This window comes from Kitasatospora sp. NPDC057692 (assembly GCF_042799475.1).
Classification (GTDB): Bacteria; Actinomycetota; Actinomycetes; order Streptomycetales; family Streptomycetaceae; genus Kitasatospora.
Genome location: NZ_JBHVIV010000071.1, coordinates 1 through 18,557, shown reverse-complemented (window position 1 = coordinate 18,557; position 18,557 = coordinate 1). Strand labels below are relative to the sequence as shown.

Below are 18,557 nucleotides of genomic sequence, written 5' to 3'. Positions count from 1 at the left end.
GAACGCCCGTGGACGTGCAGAACAAGGTCGACGAGATCGTGGCGGCCGTCGAGAACGCCCGCTCGATGCCCATGTCGGCCTCCTGCGTGGTGAACCGTGCCGAGCTGGTCGCACTGCTCCAGGACCTCCGGGCGGCCCTGCCCGCCGAGCTGGCCCAGGCCCAGTCGGTGATGGCCGACCACGAGTCGGTGGTCGCGGACGCCCAGGCGGAGGCCGACCGGATCATCCAGGGCGCGCACAGCGAGCGCGGTTCGCTGATCTCCGACACCGAGGTGGTCCGCCGCGCCCAGGCGGAGGCGGACCGGATCCTCGCCGAGGCGCGGGCCGAGATCGAGACCAAGCGCGCCGAGGCCGACGACTACGTCGACAGCAAGCTCGCCAACTTCGAGGTCGTGCTCACCAAGACGCTCGGCGCCGTCGGCCGCGGCCGCACCAAGCTGCGCGGCGACGCGAGCGTGTTCGAGACCGAGTACGAGGGCGAGACCGACGGCGAGGAGTTCCAGCCGCAGCGGATCAGCCCCAGCCCCGAGGTCGACGAGTACGTCGATGTGAAGCTCGCCACCCTGGAGAACGTGCTCAGCGCGACCCTGGAGGCGGTCGGCAAGGGCCGCGACAAGCTGACCGGCAAGCGGCCGATCGACGAGCTCGGCGCCTACCTGGCCGCCGCCGACGAGGCGCAGCAGGCCAAGGAGCGCGCCGAGGCGGTCGCGGCCGGCTTCGCCGCGGACGCGGACGGCGCCGAGCTGGCCTGGTACCGCGAGGAGGTGCCGCAGCAGCAGAGCTGGCCGGAGCAGGCCCCGGCCGCCGCCGGCTGGCAGGCCCCCGGCGCGGACCAGTACGCGGCCGCGCAGCAGGGCGGCGCCCAGTACGCCGAGGTCTACGGCGGCGGCTTCGACCCGGCGGCCGGCCAGACCGCGGACCCGTACGGGGGCCAGTGGGGACACCCCGGGCCCGAGACCGGGGGAGGCTACCCGCAGCAGGGGCAGCAGCCCGGGTACGGCGACGGCCGGCAGGGCGGCTACGGCTACCCGCCCCAGCCGCAGGGCTACCCGGAGCAGCAGCAGTACGGCGGCGGCTACGGCTACCCGCAGCAGCCCGCCGATCCGCCCGCGCCGGTGCCGCAGCAGACCCAGGCGGGGCTGGACGAGACCAGCTTCTTCGACACCAGCATGATCGACATGACCCGGCTGCGGGAGCTCGGCGGCCGGTAGCCCCCGGGAGCGAAGTTGGGCCTGGCGGGAGACTCGGGTAGTCTGACCACTCCGGCCTCTCCGTGTCGGGCCGTCGGTCTGCCCGCGCAATCCCCCGACGAGCAGCGCCGCGCACCGGTACCCCTCAGGAAGTCAGGACACCTTGAACCGCCTCGACCACCGCGACCCCCTCGTGTTCGACACGCACGAGCTGGGCCGTCGTCCGGGTGCGCTGCGGAAGGTGTCCCGGACCCTGGAGGCCCCCGAGGGCCTGGGGATCATCGACGTGATCGGCGTTCCGGAGAAGAGCGAGCTCACGCTGGACCTCCGCCTGGAGTCCGTGGTCGAGGGCGTGCTGGTCACCGGCACCGCCGAGACCCGGGTCGAGGGCGAGTGCGTCCGGTGCCTGGAGCCCGTCGAGTTCGACCTCGACGTGGACTTCCAGGAGCTGTACTACTACCCGGAGTCCGACGAGCGCCACCGCGCCCGGACCGCCGGGACCGAGGACCTCGACGAGGAGTCCGAGGAAGAGACTTACCGCCTGGAGGGCGACTACTTCGACCTCCAGCCGGTGCTGCGTGACGCGGTGGTGCTCGCACTGCCGCTGCAGCCGGTGTGCCAGGAAGACTGCCTGGGCCTGTGCTCCGAGTGCGGAGCGCGCCTGAGTGACGACCCGGCGCACCACCACGATGCCGCCGACCCCCGGTGGGCGGCTCTGCAGGGACTCTCCGCCGCCCACGGCGACGAGGGTGACGGAATCAAGTACAGCGACACCCGTGAGGGTCTCGCCGAGAACCAGGAGAAGTAGCCGTGGCTGTTCCGAAGCGGAAGATGTCGCGCAGCAACACGCGCCACCGCCGGTCCAACTGGAAGGCCGTTGCCCCGGCCCTCGTGGCGTGCGACCGCTGCCACGAGCCGAAGCTCTCGCACATCGCGTGCCCGAGCTGCGGCACGTACAACCGCCGCCAGGTCCTCTCGGTCTGATCGGCAGGGTGTACGGATCGATGTCGGACGGTAACTCCTCCCGCAAGGCGACCGCGGCTCCGAAGACTCCTTCGGGCGGTGGCAAGGCCGGCGGGCCGGCTTCGACCGAATACGACGTCCTGGAAGGGCGCCTCGGGTACACGCTCGAGCGCGCCCTTCTGGTACGTGCCCTGACCCACCGCTCGTACGCGTACGAGAACGGCGGCCTGCCCACCAACGAGCGCCTGGAGTTCCTCGGCGACTCGGTGCTGGGCCTGGTGGTGACCGACACCCTCTACCGCGTCCACCCGGACGTCCCGGAGGGCACGCTCGCCAAGCTGCGCGCCGCGGTGGTCAACTCGCGCGCGCTCGCCGACGTCGGCCGCGGCCTGGAGCTGGGCACGTTCATCCGGCTCGGCAAGGGCGAGGAGGGCACCGGCGGCCGCGACAAGTCGTCGATCCTCGCCGACACGGTCGAGGCGGTCATCGGGGCCGTCTACCTCGACCGCGGTCTGGACGCCGCCACCGAGTTCGTCCACCGGCTGTTCGACCCGCTGATCGAGGAGTCCTCTCAGCTGGGCGCCGGCCTGGACTGGAAGACCAGCCTCCAGGAGCTCACCGCCTCGGTGGGCATCGGAGTGCCGGAGTACGTGGTCGAGGAGTCCGGTCCGGACCACGAGAAGACCTTCACCGCCGCGGCCCGGGTGGCCGGCGAGGACTTCGGCAGCGGCGTCGGCCGCTCGAAGAAGGAAGCCGAGCAGAAGGCCGCGGAGAGCGCCTGGCGGGCGATCAAGGAGAAGTACGCCGACCGCCTGCCGAGCGGCGCCTGACCACGCAGTAGCCTTCCTCCTGCAGAGCCGAGTCCGTTCCGCTGGAGGCGTGTTCCCGTGCCCGAACTTCCCGAGGTCGAGGTCGTCCGCCGCGGTCTGGCGAACTGGGTCGCCGGGCGGACCGTCGCCGGCGTCGAGGTGCTGCACCCGCGCGCGGTGCGCCGCCAGCCGGCCGGCGCGGCGGACTTCACGGCCCGGCTCACCGGCACCACCCTCGGCGCGGCGCAGCGCCGCGGCAAGTACCTCTGGGTGCCGCTGTCCGGGGCCGGCGAGGGATTCTCGCTGATCGGCCACCTCGGGATGAGCGGCCAGCTGCTGGTCCAGGACCCGGCGGTGCCGGACGAGACCCACCTGCGGGTGCGGCTGCGGTTCACCGACGGCGGGCGCGAGCTGCGCTTCGTCGACCAGCGGACCTTCGGCGGCCTGGCGGTCGAGGAGGCCGAGGACGGCGACCCGGAGGGCACCCCGCTCTCCATCGCGCACATCGCCCGCGACCCGCTCGACCCCCGGTTCGACGACGCCGCCTTCGCGGCGGCGCTGCGCGCCCGGCGCACCACGGTCAAGCGCGCGCTGCTGGACCAGACGCTGATCAGCGGGGTCGGCAACATCTACGCCGACGAGGCGCTCTGGCGCTCGCGGCTGCACTACGACCGGCCGACCGCGACGCTGACCCGTCCGCAGGCGCTGCTGCTGCTGGCCAGTGCCCGGGACGTGATGACGGCGGCGCTGGCCGTCGGCGGCACCAGCTTCGACAGCCTGTACGTCAACGTGAACGGGGAGAGCGGCTACTTCTCCCGCGACCTGGACGCCTACGGCCGGGAGCACGAGCCCTGCCGGCGCTGCGGCACCGCGCTGCGCCGGGCCGCCTGGATGAACCGGTCCAGCTACTTCTGCCCCCGCTGCCAGCGCGTCCCGCGCGTGCGCAGCGGAGGCTGACCCCCCGGGAACCGTCAGCTCTTGGCGAGTTCCGGTTCGGCCGGCGCGGCCTCCGGCAGCCCGCCGTGGGTGTCCTGGCCGAAGTAGGCGACGCCGACCGCCGCGACCACGGCGATCAGGAAGCCGACCACGCCGAGCCAGCCCAGCCCGGCCTTGGAGGAGTCGCCGAGCCAGAGGACGCCGGCCGCGCCCGGCAGCACCGTCTCGCCGACCACCAGGGCGGCGGTGGCGCCGTTCACCGAGCCGATCTGCAGGGCCACGGTGTGCACGTACATGCCGCCGATGCCGCCGACCAGGATCGCGTACAGGGCCGGGTCGGAGAGCAGCCGGGCGAGGTCGAACGGCTCGATGCCGTTGAGGATGCGCACCCCGACGCCGAGCGCGCCGAAGCCGAGGCCGGAGAGCAGACCGGCGACGATCGCGCCGTTGGCGCCCATCCGCCGCACCAGCAGGCCGCCGCCGACCAGCAGCACGGTGGTGATCGCCAGCAGCCACCAGTGGAAGGCCATCGCGGCGTGGTGGCCGCCCTCCGGTCCGGCGGAGACCGCGAGCAGCACCAGGGCCGAGCAGAGCACGCCGATCGAGGCCCACTCCAACTGCTTGAGCCGGATGCCGAGCAGCTTGATCGAGAGCACCGCGGTGATCACCAGGTTGGCGCTGATGATCGTCTGGGAGAGGAACAGCGGCAGCAGCCGGGCGGCCAGCGCGCCGAGCCCGAAGCCGATGAAGTCCAGCACGGTGCCGAGGATGAACTCCCAGGTCACGGCGGCCTTGGCGGTGGAGGCGAGGCTGGGCCCGCCGTGGGCGGTGGTACCGGTTGAGGCGCCGCCCTTGGCGGCCTCCTCGCGGGCGGAGCGCCGGGAGCCGACGGCCTGCAGGACCGAACCGGTGCCGTAGCAGGCGGAGGCCGCCACAGCGGTGACGAGGCCGATCAACAACGCGGAGCTCCGATCAGGAGGGGTGGGGCGGGAGGTGCTCACGGGGCGGCGGTACCGCCACCACTATGCCCGGTCGCGGAGGACCGGCGGGACGCCCTGTCCCGGCGGCCGGCCCGGTCCGGTGCCTGCCGGGAGGTACGCGCGGGCCGCCGACCGGGTTCCCGTCCGGGGACGCCTCGGGGGCGGCCGGGCGGAAGATCATCCCGCAGAAGGGGGAGCCACCCCGGCGGACGGTGGGGGTGCCCGGCCGGACGGCACCCGGCCGGCATGCCCGTCGAGGGGGTCGCTCGGGGTAGCGTCGAGACATGAGAACCCTTGCACGACGACGTTCCCGGGGCGCCGGGCCGCTGGCGTTGGTGTCGGCGCTGCTCGGGCTGCTGCTCCTGCTGGCGCCGGCGGCCTCGGCGGCCGGCGGTCTCGACGACGCGGCCGCCGCGCTCAAGCAGGGCCGGGTGTACGTCGACCCGGCGATGGCGGACCGGTTCGGCCAGAGCCAGGCCGACGCCCTGACCGAGAAGATCCGCAAGGCGGACAGGCCGATCTTCGTGGCGGTCGTCCCGGCCGCCGATCCGTACGGGGCCAGGACCGTCTTCGAGGACCTGCGCACCAAGGTCGGCGTCACCGGCACCTACGCGATCTGGCGCGGCGACCAGTTCCAGGCCCGCTCCGACAAGGCCGCGCTGTCCAGCGCGAGCGCAGAGCGGATCGCCGGCGCCTCCTTCCGCTCCCACCCCGGCGACATCGACGGCACGCTGAACGACTTCGTCGACACCGCAGCCCCGCAGGTCAAGGGGCACGGGGTGAACAGCGACAAGGGCGGCCTCTCCACCGCCGCGGTGGTCGTCCCGCTGGCCCTGCTGGCGCTCGCCGGCACCGGCGTCCTGCTGCTGTTCCGCCGGGCCAAGCGGCGCAAGGAGGACCAGCGCCGGGCCGAGCTGGCGCAGCTGCGCCAGGTGGTCGACGAGGACATCACCGCCTACGGCGAGGAGCTGGACCGGCTCGACTTCGTGCCGTCCGCGCCGGGCGCCGACGACGTGCAGCGCGCCGACTACACGCACGCGCTGGACTCGTACGAGAAGGCCAAGCGGCTGATGGACGGGGCCGAGGGGCCGGAGGACGTGAAGCCGGTCACCGAGGCGCTGGAGGACGGCCGGTTCGCGCTGGCCACCCTGGCGGCCCGGCGGGACGCGCGGCCGCTGCCGGAGCGCCGGCCGCCGTGCTTCTTCGACCCGCGGCACGGCCCGTCCGTGCTGGACGCCGAGTGGACCCCGGTGGGCGGCGCCGCCCGTGCCGTCCCGGTCTGCCGGGCCGACGCGGACCGGCTGGCGGCCGGCCAGGCCCCGGACATCCGGACCGTCCCGACCGAGCACGGCCCGCAGCCGTACTGGAACGCGGGCCCGGCCTACGGTCCCTGGGCGGGCGGGTACTTCGGCGGCTTCGGCGGCGGCGGCCTGCTGCCGGGGCTGCTGGTCGGCACGATGCTCGGCTCGATGATGGCCACCCCGGCGTACGCGGCCGGCCCCGTCGACGCGGGCGCCGGCTACGACGGCGGCGACGTCTCCGGCGCCGACTTCAACTCCTCCGACTTCGGCGGCGGCTTCGACGGCGACTTCGGTGGCGGCGGGGACTTCGGCGGTGGCGGCGACTTCGGTGGCGGCTTCTGACCCTGGCCCGTGTCTCCCGCCGATGCGATGATCGGCCCACGGCCCCCACCGGGCGACCGGTGGGGGCCGTGCTGTGCCGGGGGGCGGCGTCGCCGGAGGGGGCGGGGGAGTGGCACCGGATCATGGAGCGGCCAAGCCGTGGCTGCGGGCGGGCGAGGAACTGCTCGGACTGGCCGAGGTCCGGCTGAGCGCGCTGGCCCGCCGGCCGCCGAGGCGCTACCGGAGGCGCGGGCGCGACACGGACACCGGCGTGGAGCTCGCGCTCAACCACGGGCTCGACGTCCTGGACCCCGAGGGCCTGCCGGCCCTGGTCGGGCTGGGCGTGCTGCTGGTCGGCGGTCGGCTGGTCGCGCCGCCGCTGCGGGGCGGCTGGGAGAGCACCGCGGGCCGGTTCGCCGCCGCCGCCCGGGAGGCCGAGCTCGCCCGCGCCTCGCCGACCTTCGGCTACGTGCTGCTGGCCGTCACCGACCGCCGGGTGCTGCTGCTGAAGCGGCGCGGGGTGCTGGCGACCGAGCACCTCGCCGACCTCGGCCCGTTCCGCCTGCGCAGGCCCCCGGACGTCCGCCCCCGCTCGCGCGCCCGCCGGGTGGAGCTGCGGTTCGCGGACGGCTCGACCGTCGCCGTGCGGGTGGCCCCCGAGCGGCTGAGGACGCTGGCCGGGCTGGCCTCCCTGAGCGGACTGGTTTGAGAATCCAACCCGGTGTGGCAGGCTGTTCGACGTGACCTCCGACCAGTCCGCCGCCCCCTCCCTGCCCGGCCGGCCGTGCTCGATCGCCGCCGCGCTGCACGTGGTGGGGGAGAAGTGGGCGCTGCTCGCGGTGCGGGAGCTCTTCTACGGCAACCACCGCTTCGACCGGATCGCCCGCAACACCGGGGCGCCCCGCGACCGGCTCACCGCGCGGCTGCGGGCGCTGGAGGAGGCGGGCGTGGTCGAGCGGCGGCCCTACAGCGAGCGGCCGCCGCGGTACGAGTACCACCTGACCGAGGCCGGCCGCGACCTCGCGCCGCTCACCCAGGCGCTGCTCGCCTGGGGTGACCGCTGGGTGCTGCCCGAGGCGCCGGTGGTCTTCGAGCACGCGCCCCAGGGGCACCCGCCGCACCCCTACGACCCGCACTGGGTCTGCCGGACCTGCGGCGAACCCGGCCGCGGGGCGGAGCTGCGGGCCGAGATCCGCAGCCCCGGCTGGACCGCCGAGGGCCCGTCCGGCCCGTGACGCGCACCGCCACCGGGGCGGATAGGGTCGGGGGCATGCACGGTCGCGACGCCCACAGTGACGAGCCGGTCCGGGTCACCGCCTGGGTGCGCGGCAAGGTCCAGCAGGTCGGCTTCCGCTGGTGGACCAGGGCGCGGGCGCTGGAGATCGGCCTGACCGGCTACGCGAGCAACCTCGGCGACGGCCGGGTGCAGGTGGTGGCCGAAGGCCTCGCCCCGGACTGCGAGCAGCTGCTCGCCCTGCTCAGGGGCCCGGACACACCGGGCCGGGTGAGCGGTGTGACCGAGATCTGGACCGCCGTCGGGCCCGGCTACGAGAGCTTCGCGATCCGCTGACCGCCACCCGGGACCGGGTCCGGAGCGGGCCGCCGGAAAACGATCGGCAACCGGCGGTGTCGTACGGTTGCCATCCGGGCAGACTCGTGGTTGACTCCGCATCGAACGATGATCCACGAGCAGGTGGTGGACCCCCCTTCGCGACCGCCCGGCGTGACGACACCGCCAGGCAGGTGACAGGGGCGCGGTAGCGTGCGGTGATCGTGTTGACCCGTACCGTCTTTGGTGAGACGCTGGAAGCCCGCGCACACGACCGCGTCATTCCGGTAGGCGCACGCCCCCGCGAGCCCAGCTCACGGTGGTTGTGCCGTAGTGCCCAGCCAGCACTGCCGGTGCGCGCCGCGCGTGCGTCCCCCTTCCCCCTAGACCTGTACCGTTCCGGTTCGGTCACTCAGCGTGGAGGACCATTCATCATGGCAAAGGCGCTTCTCGGGTACGTCGGCGGCCCCGACCCGCGAATGCTTTCCGAGATGCGACGGCTGCAGCAGCGCGTCCAGGATCTCGAAGCCGAGCTCCTTCGGATGCAGGCTGAGAACGACGCTCTCACCGCTGTCGCCGGCGAGCACTCGTTGCTCAACAGCATCGATCTGGACCAGCGGGAGCCGGCTCTCACCTGAGTCCCGCCCGATCCCCTCGATCGACGCCGCTGTGCACTGAGCCGCCCCGAAAGGGACGCAGCTTGCAAGGGACGCCCCGTGTGGCGTCCCTTCGTCGTGTCCGGGCGCCGGCCGCCGGGGGATACAGTCGCCGCTGGAGCCCTGGCGAGCGAGGCGAGGAGACCGGCGCGTGCACCTGAAGAGTCTGACGCTGCGCGGGTTCAAGTCCTTCGCCTCCGCCACCACCCTCAGGTTCGAGCCCGGCATCACCTGCGTGGTCGGGCCCAACGGCTCCGGCAAGTCCAACGTCGTCGACGCGCTCTCCTGGGTGATGGGCGAGCAGGGCGCCAAGTCGCTGCGCGGCGGCAAGATGGAGGACGTCATCTTCGCCGGGACCAGCGGGCGCGCCCCGCTGGGCCGCGCAGAGGTCAGCCTCACCATCGACAACACCGACGGCGCCCTGCCGATCGAGTACTCCGAGGTGACCATCACCCGGACGATGTTCCGCAACGGCGGCAGCGAGTACGCGCTCAACGGCGACACCTGCCGCCTGCTCGACATCCAGGAGCTGCTCTCCGACTCCGGGATCGGCCGCGAGATGCACGTCATCGTCGGCCAGGGGCAGCTCGACTCCGTCCTGCACGCCGACCCGATGGGCCGACGCGCCTTCATCGAGGAGGCGGCCGGCGTCCTCAAGCACCGCAAGCGCAAGGAGAAGGCGCTGCGCAAGCTGGACGCGATGCAGGTCAACCTCAACCGCGTCCAGGACCTGGTGGCCGAGCTGCGCCGCCAGCTCGGCCCGCTCGGCCGGCAGGCCCGGATCGCCCGGCGCGCCGCCGGGATCCAGGCCGACCTGCGCGACGCCAGGCTGCGGCTGCTCGCCGACGACCTGCTCGCGCTGCGCACCGCCGTCGAGGCGGAGATCGCCGACGAACTGGCCCTGCGGCTGCGCCGCTCCACCGTCGAGCAGGAGCTCGGCCGGGCGATCGGGCGCGAGGCGGTGCTGGAGGCGCAGGTCCAGCAGCTCGGCCCCGGTCTGGAGGCCGCCCGGCAGACCTGGTACCGGCTCTCCGCGCTGGCCGAGCGCACCCGCGGCACCATCGGGCTGGCCGAGGCGAGGGCCCGGCACGCCGCCGCCGGCGGGCAGGCCGAGGAGCGCCGCGGCCGGGACCCGGAGGAGCTGGAGCGCGAGGCCGAGCGGGTCCGGGAGGAGGAGGCCGCGCTGGCCGAGGCCCTGGAACAGGCCCGGGAGGCGCTCGACGAGACGGTCGAGGCCAAGGCGGGGCTGGAGCGCGCCCTCGCCGCCGAGGAGCGCCGGCTCAAGGACGCCGCCCGGGCCATCGCCGACCGCCGCGAGGGGCTGGCCCGGCTCCAGGGGCAGGCCGCCGCCGCCCGCTCCAAGGCCGCCGCCGCCGAGGCCGAGATCGGCCGGCTCGCCGAGGCCCGCGACGAGGCGCTGCTGCGTGCCGAAGCCGCCCGGCAGGAGTACGAGGAGCTGCGGATCCGGGTCGACGCCGACACCGAGGACGGCGAGCGGGCCGACAGCGCGCACGACGGCGCCCGGGAACGGCTCGCCGCCGTCGAGCGGGAGCTCACTGCCGCGCGGGAGGCCGCCGGCGCCGCCGAGCGGGAGCGGGCCGCGCTGACCGCCCGGCACGAGGCGCTGGCACTCGGCCTGCGCCGCAAGGACGGCAGCGGCGCCCTGCTCGCCGCCGGGGAGCGGCTGACCGGGCTGCTCGGACCGGCCGCCGCACTGCTGCGGATCGCCCCCGGCCACGAGACCGCCGTGGCCGCCGCGCTCGGCGCCGCCGCCGACGCGGTGGCCGTCGACTCGCCCCGCACCGCCGCCGAGGCGCTGCGGCTGCTGCGCAAGGAGGACGCCGGCCGGGCCGCCCTGCTGATCGCCGGTGCCCCCGAAGCGGCCGACCCGGCGGTGGAGCTGCCGCCCGGCGCCCGCTGGGCCGCCGACCTGGTCGACGGACCGGCCGGGCTGCGGGCCGCCGTCGCCCGGCTGCTGGCTGGCGTCGCGGTGGTGGACACCCTCGACCGGGCCCTCGGACTGATCGCCGCGCACCCCGCGCTGAGCGCCGTCACCGCCGAGGGCGACCGGCTCGGCGCCGGCTTCGCGCACGGCGGCTCCGGCGCCGCCCCCAGCCTGCTGGAGACCCAGGCCGCGGTGGACGAGGCCGCCCGGGCGATCGCCGAACTCGACGTCCGCTGCGCCGAGTCCGCCGGGCGGCTGGCCGAACTCACCGAACGGCGCCGGGAGTCGGCCGCCGAGCTGGATCAACTCGCCCTCCGGCGGCGGCAGCTGGAACGAGGGCGGGCCGAGATGGCGGGCACCGTGGGCCGGCTCGGCGGACAGTCCCGGGCCGCGGCCGGCGAGGCCGAACGGCTGACCGCCGCCGCCGGCCGTGCCGAGGACGGCCTCGCCCAGCTGCTCGCCACCGCCGGGGAACTGGCCGAACGGCTCGCCGTCGCCGAGGAGACGGCCGCCGACGGGGAGGACGAGCCGGACGCCGCCGAACAGCAGCGGCTGGCCGGGGCCGCCACCGCCGCCCGGCAGACCGAACTGGAGGCCCGGCTCGCGGTGCGCACCCACGAGGAGCGGGTCCGCGCGCTGGCCGGCCGGGCCGAGCAGCTGGACCGGGCCGCCCGCGCCGAGCGCGAGGCGCGGGCCCGGGCCGCCGAGCGCCGTCGGCGCGCCGAGCACGACGCCGCCGTCGCGGGCGCCGTCGCCGCCGGAGCCCGGCAGCTGCTCGCCTGCCTGGAGGTGTCGCTGGCCCGGGCGGACGCCGAACGGGCCGCCGTCGAGCAGGCCCGGGCGGCGCGCGAGGCGGAGCTGAGGGAGCACCGCGAGCACGGGCGCGAACTCAAGGACGAGCTGGACAAGCTGGTCGACGCCGGCCACCGCGACGAGGTGCTGCGGGCGGAGAAGCGGCTGCGGATCGAACAGCTGGAGGGCCGGGCGCTGGAGGAGTTCGGCATCGAGGGCTCCGAACTGCTGGCCTCGTACGGACCGGACCAGCTCGTTCCGCCGTCCACGCCGGAGGAGGGGCGGGAGCCGGGCGAGCCGCGCCCGTACGTCCGGGCCGAGCAGGAGAAGCGGCTGCGCACGGCCGAGCGGGCGTACCAGCAGCTGGGCAAGGTCAACCCGCTGGCGCTGGAGGAGTTCGCCGCGCTGGAGGAGCGCCACACCTTCCTCGGCGAGCAGCTGGACGACCTCAAGCGCAGCCGGCGCGACCTGCTCGACATCGTCAAGGACGTCGACCAGCGGGTCGAGCAGCTGTTCACCGCCGCCTACCACGACACCGCCGCGCAGTTCGAGGGCGTGTTCTCCCGGCTGTTCCCGGGCGGCGAGGGCCGGCTGGTGCTCACCGACCCGGAGTCCATGCTGACCACCGGCGTCGAGGTGGAGGCCCGCCCGCCGGGGAAGAAGGTCAAGCGGCTGTCGCTGCTCTCCGGCGGCGAGCGCTCGCTGACCGCGGTGGCGCTGCTGGTCTCGATCTTCAAGGCCCGGCCCAGCCCGTTCTACGTCATGGACGAGGTGGAGGCGGCGCTGGACGAGACCAACCTGCGCCGGCTGGTCGGGATCATGGAGGAGCTGCGGGAGAGCTCCCAGCTGATCGTGATCACCCACCAGAAGCTGACCATGGAGTCCGCCGACGCCCTGTACGGGGTGACCATGAAGGGCGACGGCATCTCGCAGGTGATCAGCCAGCGGCTGCGGGAGGACCGCAAGGAGCGGCGGCCCTGACCGGAGGGTGATCCACTTCCGGCCCCGGACGGTCCGCCGGTGATCCACCCGGCCGCCTGCGGTCCGCGGGGACCGGTGTCGCGGATACTTAGGGCGTTATGGAATACGTGATTCTTGCCGTAGTCATCGCGGTGGTCGCCGTCGGAGCGATCGCCGGACTCGTCGTTTCCGGCAGACGACGCCAGCAGCTGCCCCCGAAGTCGCAGGCGCCGGTCATCACGGCGCCCCCGACCCCGCGCGAGCCCGCCGTAGGCGAAGAGGCCGCGCCACCGACCGAGGAACCGCGCCGCACCGTCGAGGAGGTCCAGCTCCCCGAGGCCGAGGTCGAGGCCGAGGTCGAGGCCGCCCCCGAGGCGGTCGAGGAAGCCCCCGCCATCGAGGTCCCCGAGCCCACCGCCGGCCGTCTGGTCCGGCTGCGCTCGCGGCTCTCCCGTTCGCAGAACTCGCTCGGCAAGGGCCTGCTCTCGCTGCTCTCCCGCGAGCACCTCGACGAGGACACCTGGGAGGAGATCGAGGAGACCCTGCTGACCGCCGACGTCGGCGTGGCCCCCACCCAGGAGCTGGTCGAGCGGCTGCGCACCCGGGTCAAGGTGCTCGGCACCCGCACCCCGGACGAGCTGCGCGGCCTGCTGCGCGAGGAGCTCGTCGAGCTGATCGGCAAGGACGCCGACCGCACCGTGCGCTCCACCAAGCACGCGGAGGGCCCCGCGGTCGTCCTGGTCGTCGGCGTCAACGGCGTCGGCAAGACCACCACCACCGGCAAGCTGGCCCGGGTGCTGGTCGCCGACGGCCGCACGGTGGTGCTCGGCGCGGCCGACACCTTCCGCGCCGCCGCCGCCGACCAGCTGCAGACCTGGGGCGAGCGGGTCGGCGCGCGCACCGTGCGCGGGCCCGAGGGCGGCGACCCGGCGTCGATCGCCTTCGACGCGGTCAAGGAGGGCATCGCCGAGGGCGCGGACACCGTGCTGGTGGACACCGCCGGCCGCCTGCACACCAAGACCGGCCTGATGGACGAGCTGGGCAAGGTCAAGCGGGTCGTCGAGAAGCACGGCCCGGTCGACGAGGTGCTGCTGGTGCTGGACGCCACCACCGGCCAGAACGGGCTGATCCAGGCCCGGGTGTTCGCCGAGGTGGTCGACATCACCGGCATCGTGCTGACCAAGCTGGACGGCACCGCCAAGGGCGGCATCGTGGTGGCCGTCCAGCGCGAGCTGGGTGTGCCGGTCAAGCTGATCGGCCTCGGCGAGGGTGCCGACGACCTGGCGCCGTTCGAGCCGGGCGCGTTCGTGGACGCGCTGATCGGGGACTGAGCACCGCCGGGTGCCACCGGTGAAGGGTCCGCTCCCGCGAGGGGCGGGCCCTTCGGCGTTCCCCCCGCCCTCCGCGCCGGCGGTCCCTCCGGCGGCCCTCCCGGTGTTCCGGACGGCCGGTCACGCGATCCAGGCGGGCTCGCGGGTGCGCTCGCGGCCTCGGTGGCAGGCGTAGGCGAGGGTGCCGAGCAGCAGCCGGGCCTCGGGCGGGCAGCCGGCGTTGTCCCGGGTGGGGCGGCGCAGCCAGCGCACCGCGCCGAGGCCGGCGAGCACGGTGGGCGGCGCGGCGACGAAGCTGCCCTCGCCGTGGCAGGTGAGGTCGAGCGCGGCGTCGTCCCAGCCCATCCGGTAGAGCAGGTCCGGCAGCCGGCGGGCGGTGCCGGGCGCGACCAGGAACTGCAGCCGCCCGGTGGGCGCGGCGAGCACCGGGCCGACCTGGGTGCCCATCCGCTCCAGCCGGACCAGGGCCTGCAGGCCGGCCTGCTCGGGGACGTCGAGGACGTCGAAGGCGCGGCCGGTGGGGAACAGCACCGAGACCTCGGTGCCGGGGCGGGCGGCCGGTCCGGCACCGGGGACGGGGTGCAGGCCGGGGGCGGCGCAGCGCGGCGCACCGCAGTGGCAGCGGTGCGGGCCGGCGGCCGTGCGGGCCGGCTCGCCGACGACGACGGCCCAGCCCCACCGGCCGGTGTACTCCGCGGCCGCCTGGCTCGCGGTCGCGCGGGTGCGGCGGCGCGCGCCCCGCGGCGCCAGCCGCAGGTGCCCCAGTCGAAGTACGCCGAACAGGTTGTCCATGCCTCCCCCAACAGGTTCTCGTTGCCGATGGTTACGGGACGGTGACTGTGTGTTGCTTATTCCGTGCGTGGTGCGTGGTGCGGTGGCGGCGCGCAGCGCGCGGTGTGCGCCAGTTGCCCTGGTGCGCCTCGTGCGCCGCCTTGTGGTCGGTGGTGGTGATGCCGGATCGTCGGTGCGCGGGAGGGCCGTCGGCCGGTGCGGGTGCCAAAACCGCCCGTGGCGGCGGCGGTTCGCCCGAAAGGCCGGGTGCCGTCGGGGACTTGGCAGCCCGCATATGCCGGGCCGCCGGGACTTCCTAGTGAACCGCCTGCCGACACGGTTCGGTTCACTCCTGGGGGTGGCGAAAGGTGGCGTTTCGCCAGGGCCGCTCCCCGGGGCGGTGTGCGGGGCGTTACGTTCAGCACACGGACCTCGTCGGGGAGTCCGCTCCGGGCCATGGCGGGCCGAGAGTTGGGGAACTGACGGTCCGTCCGCGGCGGCAGCGCCGCGGTCCGGTACGACACGTCTGGTAAGAGCCCGCAACCGTCGGGCGGTCACGATCGGGGCCCCGGGGGCCCGGGCGGGATGGGGACGGACCCATGGCAGAGAAGCAACCCAACGAGAAGCTGACCACGTGGTTCGCCCGCAGCGGCTGGTCCAAGGGCGAGTTGGCCCGCCAGGTCAACCGCCGGGCCCGGCAGATCGGGGCGCACCACGTCTCCACGGACACCTCGCGGGTGCGGCGCTGGCTCGACGGCGAGCAGCCGCGCGAGCCGATCCCGAAGATCATGTCCGAGCTCTTCTCCGAGCGGTTCGGCTCGGTGGTCTCCATCGAGGACCTCGGCCTGCGCGCCGCCGTACCGGTCTCCACCGTCGGCGGCGGCGTCGACCTGCCGTGGAGCGCGCCGCAGACCGTCCAGCTGATCAGCGACTACTCCCGCAGCGACCTCATGCTCAACCGGCGCGGCTTCCTGGGCACCTCGCTCGCCCTGACCGCCGGTGCCGCGCTGATCGAGCCGATGCAGCGCTGGCTGGCGCCCGGCCCGACCGGCGCCCCCACCCCGATCCTGACCGCGGCCAACGGCGGCGAGCCGTTCACCGGCCGGCTCTCCGAGCCCGAGCTGGAACTGCTGGAGCAGACCACCGTCATGTTCCGGCAGTGGGACGCGCAGAACGGCGGCGGACTGCGCCGCAAGGCGGTGGTCGGCCAGCTCCACGAGGTCACCGACCTGCTCCAGGAGACCTACCCCGAGCAGACCACCCGGCGGCTGTTCCGGCTCACCGCCGAGCTGGCCCACCTGGCCGGCTGGATGTCCTACGACGTCGGCATGCACCCCAGCGCGCAGAAGTACTACGTGCTGGCGCTGCACGCCGCCAAGGAGGCCGGGGACCGGCCGTTCGGCGCGCTGATCCTCACCGACATGAGCCGGCAGATGATCCACCTCAACCGCGGCGAGGACGCGCTGGAGCTGATCCACCTCGCCCAGTACGGCAGCCGCGACACCGCCACCCCGCGCCAGCAGTCCCTGCTGTACGCGATGGAGGCGCGCGCCTACGCCACGATCGGCGAGGTGAACCGGTGTGCCCGGGCGATCCGGCTGGCCGAGGACACCTTCACCGACATCCGCGAGGGCGACGCCGACCCGGACTGGCTGAAGTTCTTCTCACCGGCCGAGCTGAACGCGGAGAACGCGCACTCCTTCCGCGACCTCGCCTACCACTCGGACAACTCCGAGCTGTACGCCTCGATGTCCGCGCCGGTGATGGAGCGCGCGGTCGACCTCTTCCGGCAGGACGGCGACCACGTCCGCTCGTACGCCTTCAACCTGGTCGGCATGGCCAGCGTGCACCTGCTGCAGAACGAGCCGGAGGAGGCGGCGGTCTTCGCCGAGCAGGCGGTGGACATCGCCACCAAGGTCCGCTCCGAGCGGCTCAACTCGCGGGTCCGCAAGACCACCGAGGCCGCCGCCTCCCGGTTCAAGGGCGTGGACGCGGTCAGCCGGCTCAAGGAGCGGGTGGTCCAGGACATCCCCGAGTACGTCTCGGTGGTCTGAGCCCCACCGCGACACCCCTCACCCACCGACCGTGCCGGCCGCCGACGGCACGGTCGGTGCCGTGTTCACGCGGGTGTAACCCCGCGGTCGCCCTCGTCACGGAGGCGAAACACCCGGCCGCATCGGCCGAAACCGGCCTTCGGCACGCTCCTGGTCAACGCCGACGCCCCGGGTGCACGGGACAGGGATCCGGGTGCGGATCGGCTTCCAGTCAGGAGGAGAGCCGATGCCGGACGGCTTCAGCGCGGGCGACACCGCCTTCGTACTCATCAGTGCGGCCCTGGTCATGGTGATGACCCCGGGGCTGGCCTTCTTCTACGGGGGGATGGTCAGGGCCAAGAGCACGCTGAACATGCTGGCGATGAGCTTCCTGTCGCTGGGCATCGTCACCGTGCTGTGGGTCCTCTACGGCTATTCGCTCAGCTTCGGCCCCGACGCGGGCGCCGGTCTGATCGGCAACCTGGACTTCCTCGGGATGCACGGCATTGGCCTGGCCGACCTCACCGGGACGATCCCGGTGACCGCGTTCTCCGCGTTCCAGCTGATGTTCGCGGTCATCACCCCGGCGCTGATCAGCGGGGCGGTCGCGGACCGCGCGAGATTCGCGGCCTGGGGCCTGTTCATCGGGCTCTGGGTGACCGTGGTGTACTTCCCGGTCGCCCACTGGGTCTTCTTCTTCGACGGCGGCAACGGCGGCTGGCTCGGCGACCGCAGCGGCGTGATCGACTTCGCGGGCGGGACGGCCGTCCACATCAACGCCGGGGTCGCGGGCCTCGCGCTCTGCCTGGTGCTCGGCCGGCGGATCGGCTTCCGCAAGGACCCGATGCGCCCGCACTCGCTGCCGCTGGTGATGCTCGGCTCGGGGCTGCTCTGGTTCGGCTGGTTCGGCTTCAACGCCGGCTCGGCGCTGGCCGCCAACGGCGTGGCGGCGATGGCGCTGCTCAACACCCAGGTCGCGACCGGCGCCGCGCTGGTCGGCTGGCTGGTCTTCGAGAAGCTGCGGCACGGCGCGTTCACCACGCTGGGCGCCGCCTCCGGCGCGGTGGCCGGCCTGGTGGCGATCACCCCGGCCTGCGGCTCGGTCTCCCCGCTCGGCGCGGTGGCGATCGGCCTGGTCGCCGGGGCCGCCTGCGCCGCCGCGATCGGCCTCAAGTACCGCTGGGGCTTCGACGACTCGCTCGACGTGGTCGGCGTGCACGCCGTCGGCGGGGCGATCGGCTCGCTGCTGGTCGGCCTGTTCGCCACCGGGACGGTCGGCCAGGGCGCCAAGGGGCTGTTCTACGGCGGCGGGGTGGAGCAGCTGGGCAGGCAGGCGATGGGCGTGGCGGTGGTCGGCGGCTACTCCTTCGTGCTCTCCTGGCTGCTGGCCAAGGCGGTGGACCGGGTGATCGGGTTCCGGGTCGCCGAGGACGTCGAGCTGGCCGGCATCGACCAGGCCGAGCACGCCGAGTCCGCGTACGACCTCAGCGCGCTGGGTTCGGGCCTCGGCCGGACGGCCGCCCCGGCCGCGGCACTGGTCGCCGCGGCCTCCGCATCCGCACCTGCCTCCGCACCCGCGCTGGCCCCCGCATCCGCATCCGCGCCGGCCGCGGCGGCGCACGGCACCGAGAAGACCGAGGTGGACGCCCGATGAAGCTCATCACCGCCGTCATCAAGCCCTACCGCCTGGACGAGGTGAAGGCCGCCCTGCAGGCCTTCGGCGTGCACGGCCTGACCGTCTCCGAGGCGAGCGGCTACGGCCGCCAGCGCGGCCACACCGAGGTCTACCGGGGCGCGGAGTACACCGTGGACCTGGTCCCCAAGGTCAGGGTCGAGGTCCTGGTCGAGGACGAGGACGCCGAGCCGTTGATCGACGTCCTGGTCAACGCGGCCAGGACCGGCAAGATCGGGGACGGCAAGGTGTGGGCGGTGCCGGTCGAGACGGCCGTCCGGGTCCGCACCGGCGAGCGCGGCCCCGACGCCCTCTGAGGGGCCCGACCGCATGGCCACCGCCTCCGAC

Annotated in this window: 17 protein-coding genes; 15 read left to right on the top strand and 2 right to left on the bottom strand. The window is 74.4% G+C overall.

Annotated features, from left to right (window positions below; translation table 11 throughout):
- Positions 1 to 8 precede the first annotated feature (8 nt).
- From ACFVFS_RS30775 to mutM, 5 genes are all read left to right on the top strand, one after another.
- A complete protein-coding gene (locus ACFVFS_RS30775; protein WP_380628101.1) occupies positions 9 to 1,211 on the top strand; it encodes an ATP synthase F0 subunit B in 1,203 nt (400 codons plus the stop codon).
- A gap of 142 nt (positions 1,212 to 1,353) precedes the next feature.
- A complete protein-coding gene (locus ACFVFS_RS30770) occupies positions 1,354 to 1,998 on the top strand; it encodes a YceD family protein (RefSeq protein ID WP_380628099.1) in 645 nt (214 codons plus the stop codon).
- A gap of 2 nt (positions 1,999 to 2,000) precedes the next feature.
- Complete coding sequence (gene rpmF, locus ACFVFS_RS30765) at positions 2,001 to 2,174, top strand: 50S ribosomal protein L32 (protein ID WP_097236113.1); 174 nt, start codon at positions 2,001 to 2,003, stop codon at positions 2,172 to 2,174.
- Positions 2,175 to 2,194: 20 nt separating this feature from the next.
- Positions 2,195 to 2,983, top strand: a complete 789-nt coding sequence (rnc, locus tag ACFVFS_RS30760) for a ribonuclease III (protein ID WP_376093712.1) — start codon at positions 2,195 to 2,197, stop codon at positions 2,981 to 2,983.
- 57 nt (positions 2,984 to 3,040) lie between these two features.
- Positions 3,041 to 3,919 carry a bifunctional DNA-formamidopyrimidine glycosylase/DNA-(apurinic or apyrimidinic site) lyase gene (gene mutM / locus ACFVFS_RS30755; protein WP_380628098.1) on the top strand — a complete coding sequence of 293 codons (879 nt, stop codon included), beginning with the start codon at positions 3,041 to 3,043 and terminating at the stop codon, positions 3,917 to 3,919.
- 14 nt (positions 3,920 to 3,933) lie between these two features.
- Here the strand turns inward: mutM and ACFVFS_RS30750 are convergent, their stop codons facing one another.
- Positions 3,934 to 4,857 carry a hypothetical protein gene (locus ACFVFS_RS30750; RefSeq protein ID WP_380628122.1) on the bottom strand — a complete coding sequence of 308 codons (924 nt, stop codon included), beginning with the start codon at positions 4,855 to 4,857 and terminating at the stop codon, positions 3,934 to 3,936.
- Positions 4,858 to 5,162: 305 nt separating this feature from the next.
- Between ACFVFS_RS30750 and ACFVFS_RS30745 the strand changes: the two genes are divergently transcribed.
- From ACFVFS_RS30745 to ftsY, 7 genes are all read left to right on the top strand, one after another.
- Positions 5,163 to 6,521 (top strand): hypothetical protein, encoded by a 1,359-nt coding sequence (locus tag ACFVFS_RS30745; protein ID WP_380628097.1) that lies wholly within the window; start codon positions 5,163 to 5,165, stop codon positions 6,519 to 6,521.
- 109 nt (positions 6,522 to 6,630) lie between these two features.
- Positions 6,631 to 7,209: a hypothetical protein gene (locus ACFVFS_RS30740; RefSeq protein ID WP_380628096.1), complete on the top strand. Its 579-nt coding sequence runs from the start codon at positions 6,631 to 6,633 to the stop codon at positions 7,207 to 7,209.
- A 31-nt stretch (positions 7,210 to 7,240) separates the two neighbouring features.
- A complete protein-coding gene (locus tag ACFVFS_RS30735; RefSeq protein ID WP_380628095.1) occupies positions 7,241 to 7,735 on the top strand; it encodes a winged helix-turn-helix transcriptional regulator in 495 nt (164 codons plus the stop codon).
- Positions 7,736 to 7,770: 35 nt separating this feature from the next.
- Positions 7,771 to 8,070, top strand: coding sequence for an acylphosphatase (locus ACFVFS_RS30730; RefSeq protein WP_376093727.1), 300 nt, complete (start codon positions 7,771 to 7,773; stop codon positions 8,068 to 8,070).
- A gap of 413 nt (positions 8,071 to 8,483) precedes the next feature.
- Positions 8,484 to 8,687, top strand: a complete 204-nt coding sequence (locus tag ACFVFS_RS30725; protein WP_270143783.1) for a hypothetical protein — start codon at positions 8,484 to 8,486, stop codon at positions 8,685 to 8,687.
- 169 nt (positions 8,688 to 8,856) lie between these two features.
- Positions 8,857 to 12,423: a chromosome segregation protein SMC gene (smc, locus tag ACFVFS_RS30720; protein ID WP_380628094.1), complete on the top strand. Its 3,567-nt coding sequence runs from the start codon at positions 8,857 to 8,859 to the stop codon at positions 12,421 to 12,423.
- A gap of 98 nt (positions 12,424 to 12,521) precedes the next feature.
- On the top strand, positions 12,522 to 13,733 hold the full coding sequence (gene ftsY / locus ACFVFS_RS30715; RefSeq protein ID WP_380628093.1) for a signal recognition particle-docking protein FtsY: 1,212 nt from the start codon (positions 12,522 to 12,524) through the stop codon (positions 13,731 to 13,733).
- Positions 13,734 to 13,853: 120 nt separating this feature from the next.
- Here the strand turns inward: ftsY and ACFVFS_RS30710 are convergent, their stop codons facing one another.
- A complete protein-coding gene (locus ACFVFS_RS30710) occupies positions 13,854 to 14,525 on the bottom strand; it encodes a bifunctional DNA primase/polymerase (RefSeq protein ID WP_380628092.1) in 672 nt (223 codons plus the stop codon).
- A 578-nt stretch (positions 14,526 to 15,103) separates the two neighbouring features.
- Between ACFVFS_RS30710 and ACFVFS_RS30705 the strand changes: the two genes are divergently transcribed.
- The 3 genes from ACFVFS_RS30705 to ACFVFS_RS30695 all read left to right on the top strand — a co-directional run bounded on the left by ACFVFS_RS30705 (position 15,104) and on the right by ACFVFS_RS30695 (position 18,526).
- Complete coding sequence (locus ACFVFS_RS30705) at positions 15,104 to 16,558, top strand: hypothetical protein (protein ID WP_380628091.1); 1,455 nt, start codon at positions 15,104 to 15,106, stop codon at positions 16,556 to 16,558.
- Positions 16,559 to 16,784: 226 nt separating this feature from the next.
- The gene (locus ACFVFS_RS30700) at positions 16,785 to 18,191 is read left to right on the top strand and encodes an ammonium transporter (RefSeq protein WP_380628090.1); all 1,407 of its coding nucleotides are present in this window, start codon (positions 16,785 to 16,787) and stop codon (positions 18,189 to 18,191) included.
- A complete protein-coding gene (locus tag ACFVFS_RS30695) occupies positions 18,188 to 18,526 on the top strand; it encodes a P-II family nitrogen regulator (RefSeq protein WP_380285260.1) in 339 nt (112 codons plus the stop codon). The genes ACFVFS_RS30700 and ACFVFS_RS30695 overlap by 4 nt, the downstream gene beginning before the upstream one ends.
- The last annotated feature ends 31 nt before the right edge of the window (positions 18,527 to 18,557 follow it).

Coding starts and splice junctions, on each gene's coding strand:
- rnc (WP_376093712.1), top strand. CDS start 2,195: ATGTCGGACGGTAACTCCTCCCGCAAGGCGACCGCGGCTCCGAAGACT.
- ACFVFS_RS30745 (WP_380628097.1), top strand. CDS start 5,163: ATGAGAACCCTTGCACGACGACGTTCCCGGGGCGCCGGGCCGCTGGCG.
- ACFVFS_RS30730 (WP_376093727.1), top strand. CDS start 7,771: ATGCACGGTCGCGACGCCCACAGTGACGAGCCGGTCCGGGTCACCGCC.
- ACFVFS_RS30725 (WP_270143783.1), top strand. CDS start 8,484: ATGGCAAAGGCGCTTCTCGGGTACGTCGGCGGCCCCGACCCGCGAATG.
- ftsY (WP_380628093.1), top strand. CDS start 12,522: ATGGAATACGTGATTCTTGCCGTAGTCATCGCGGTGGTCGCCGTCGGA.
- ACFVFS_RS30710 (WP_380628092.1), bottom strand. CDS start 14,525: ATGGACAACCTGTTCGGCGTACTTCGACTGGGGCACCTGCGGCTGGCG.
- ACFVFS_RS30705 (WP_380628091.1), top strand. CDS start 15,104: ATGGCAGAGAAGCAACCCAACGAGAAGCTGACCACGTGGTTCGCCCGC.
- ACFVFS_RS30700 (WP_380628090.1), top strand. CDS start 16,785: ATGCCGGACGGCTTCAGCGCGGGCGACACCGCCTTCGTACTCATCAGT.
- ACFVFS_RS30695 (WP_380285260.1), top strand. CDS start 18,188: ATGAAGCTCATCACCGCCGTCATCAAGCCCTACCGCCTGGACGAGGTG.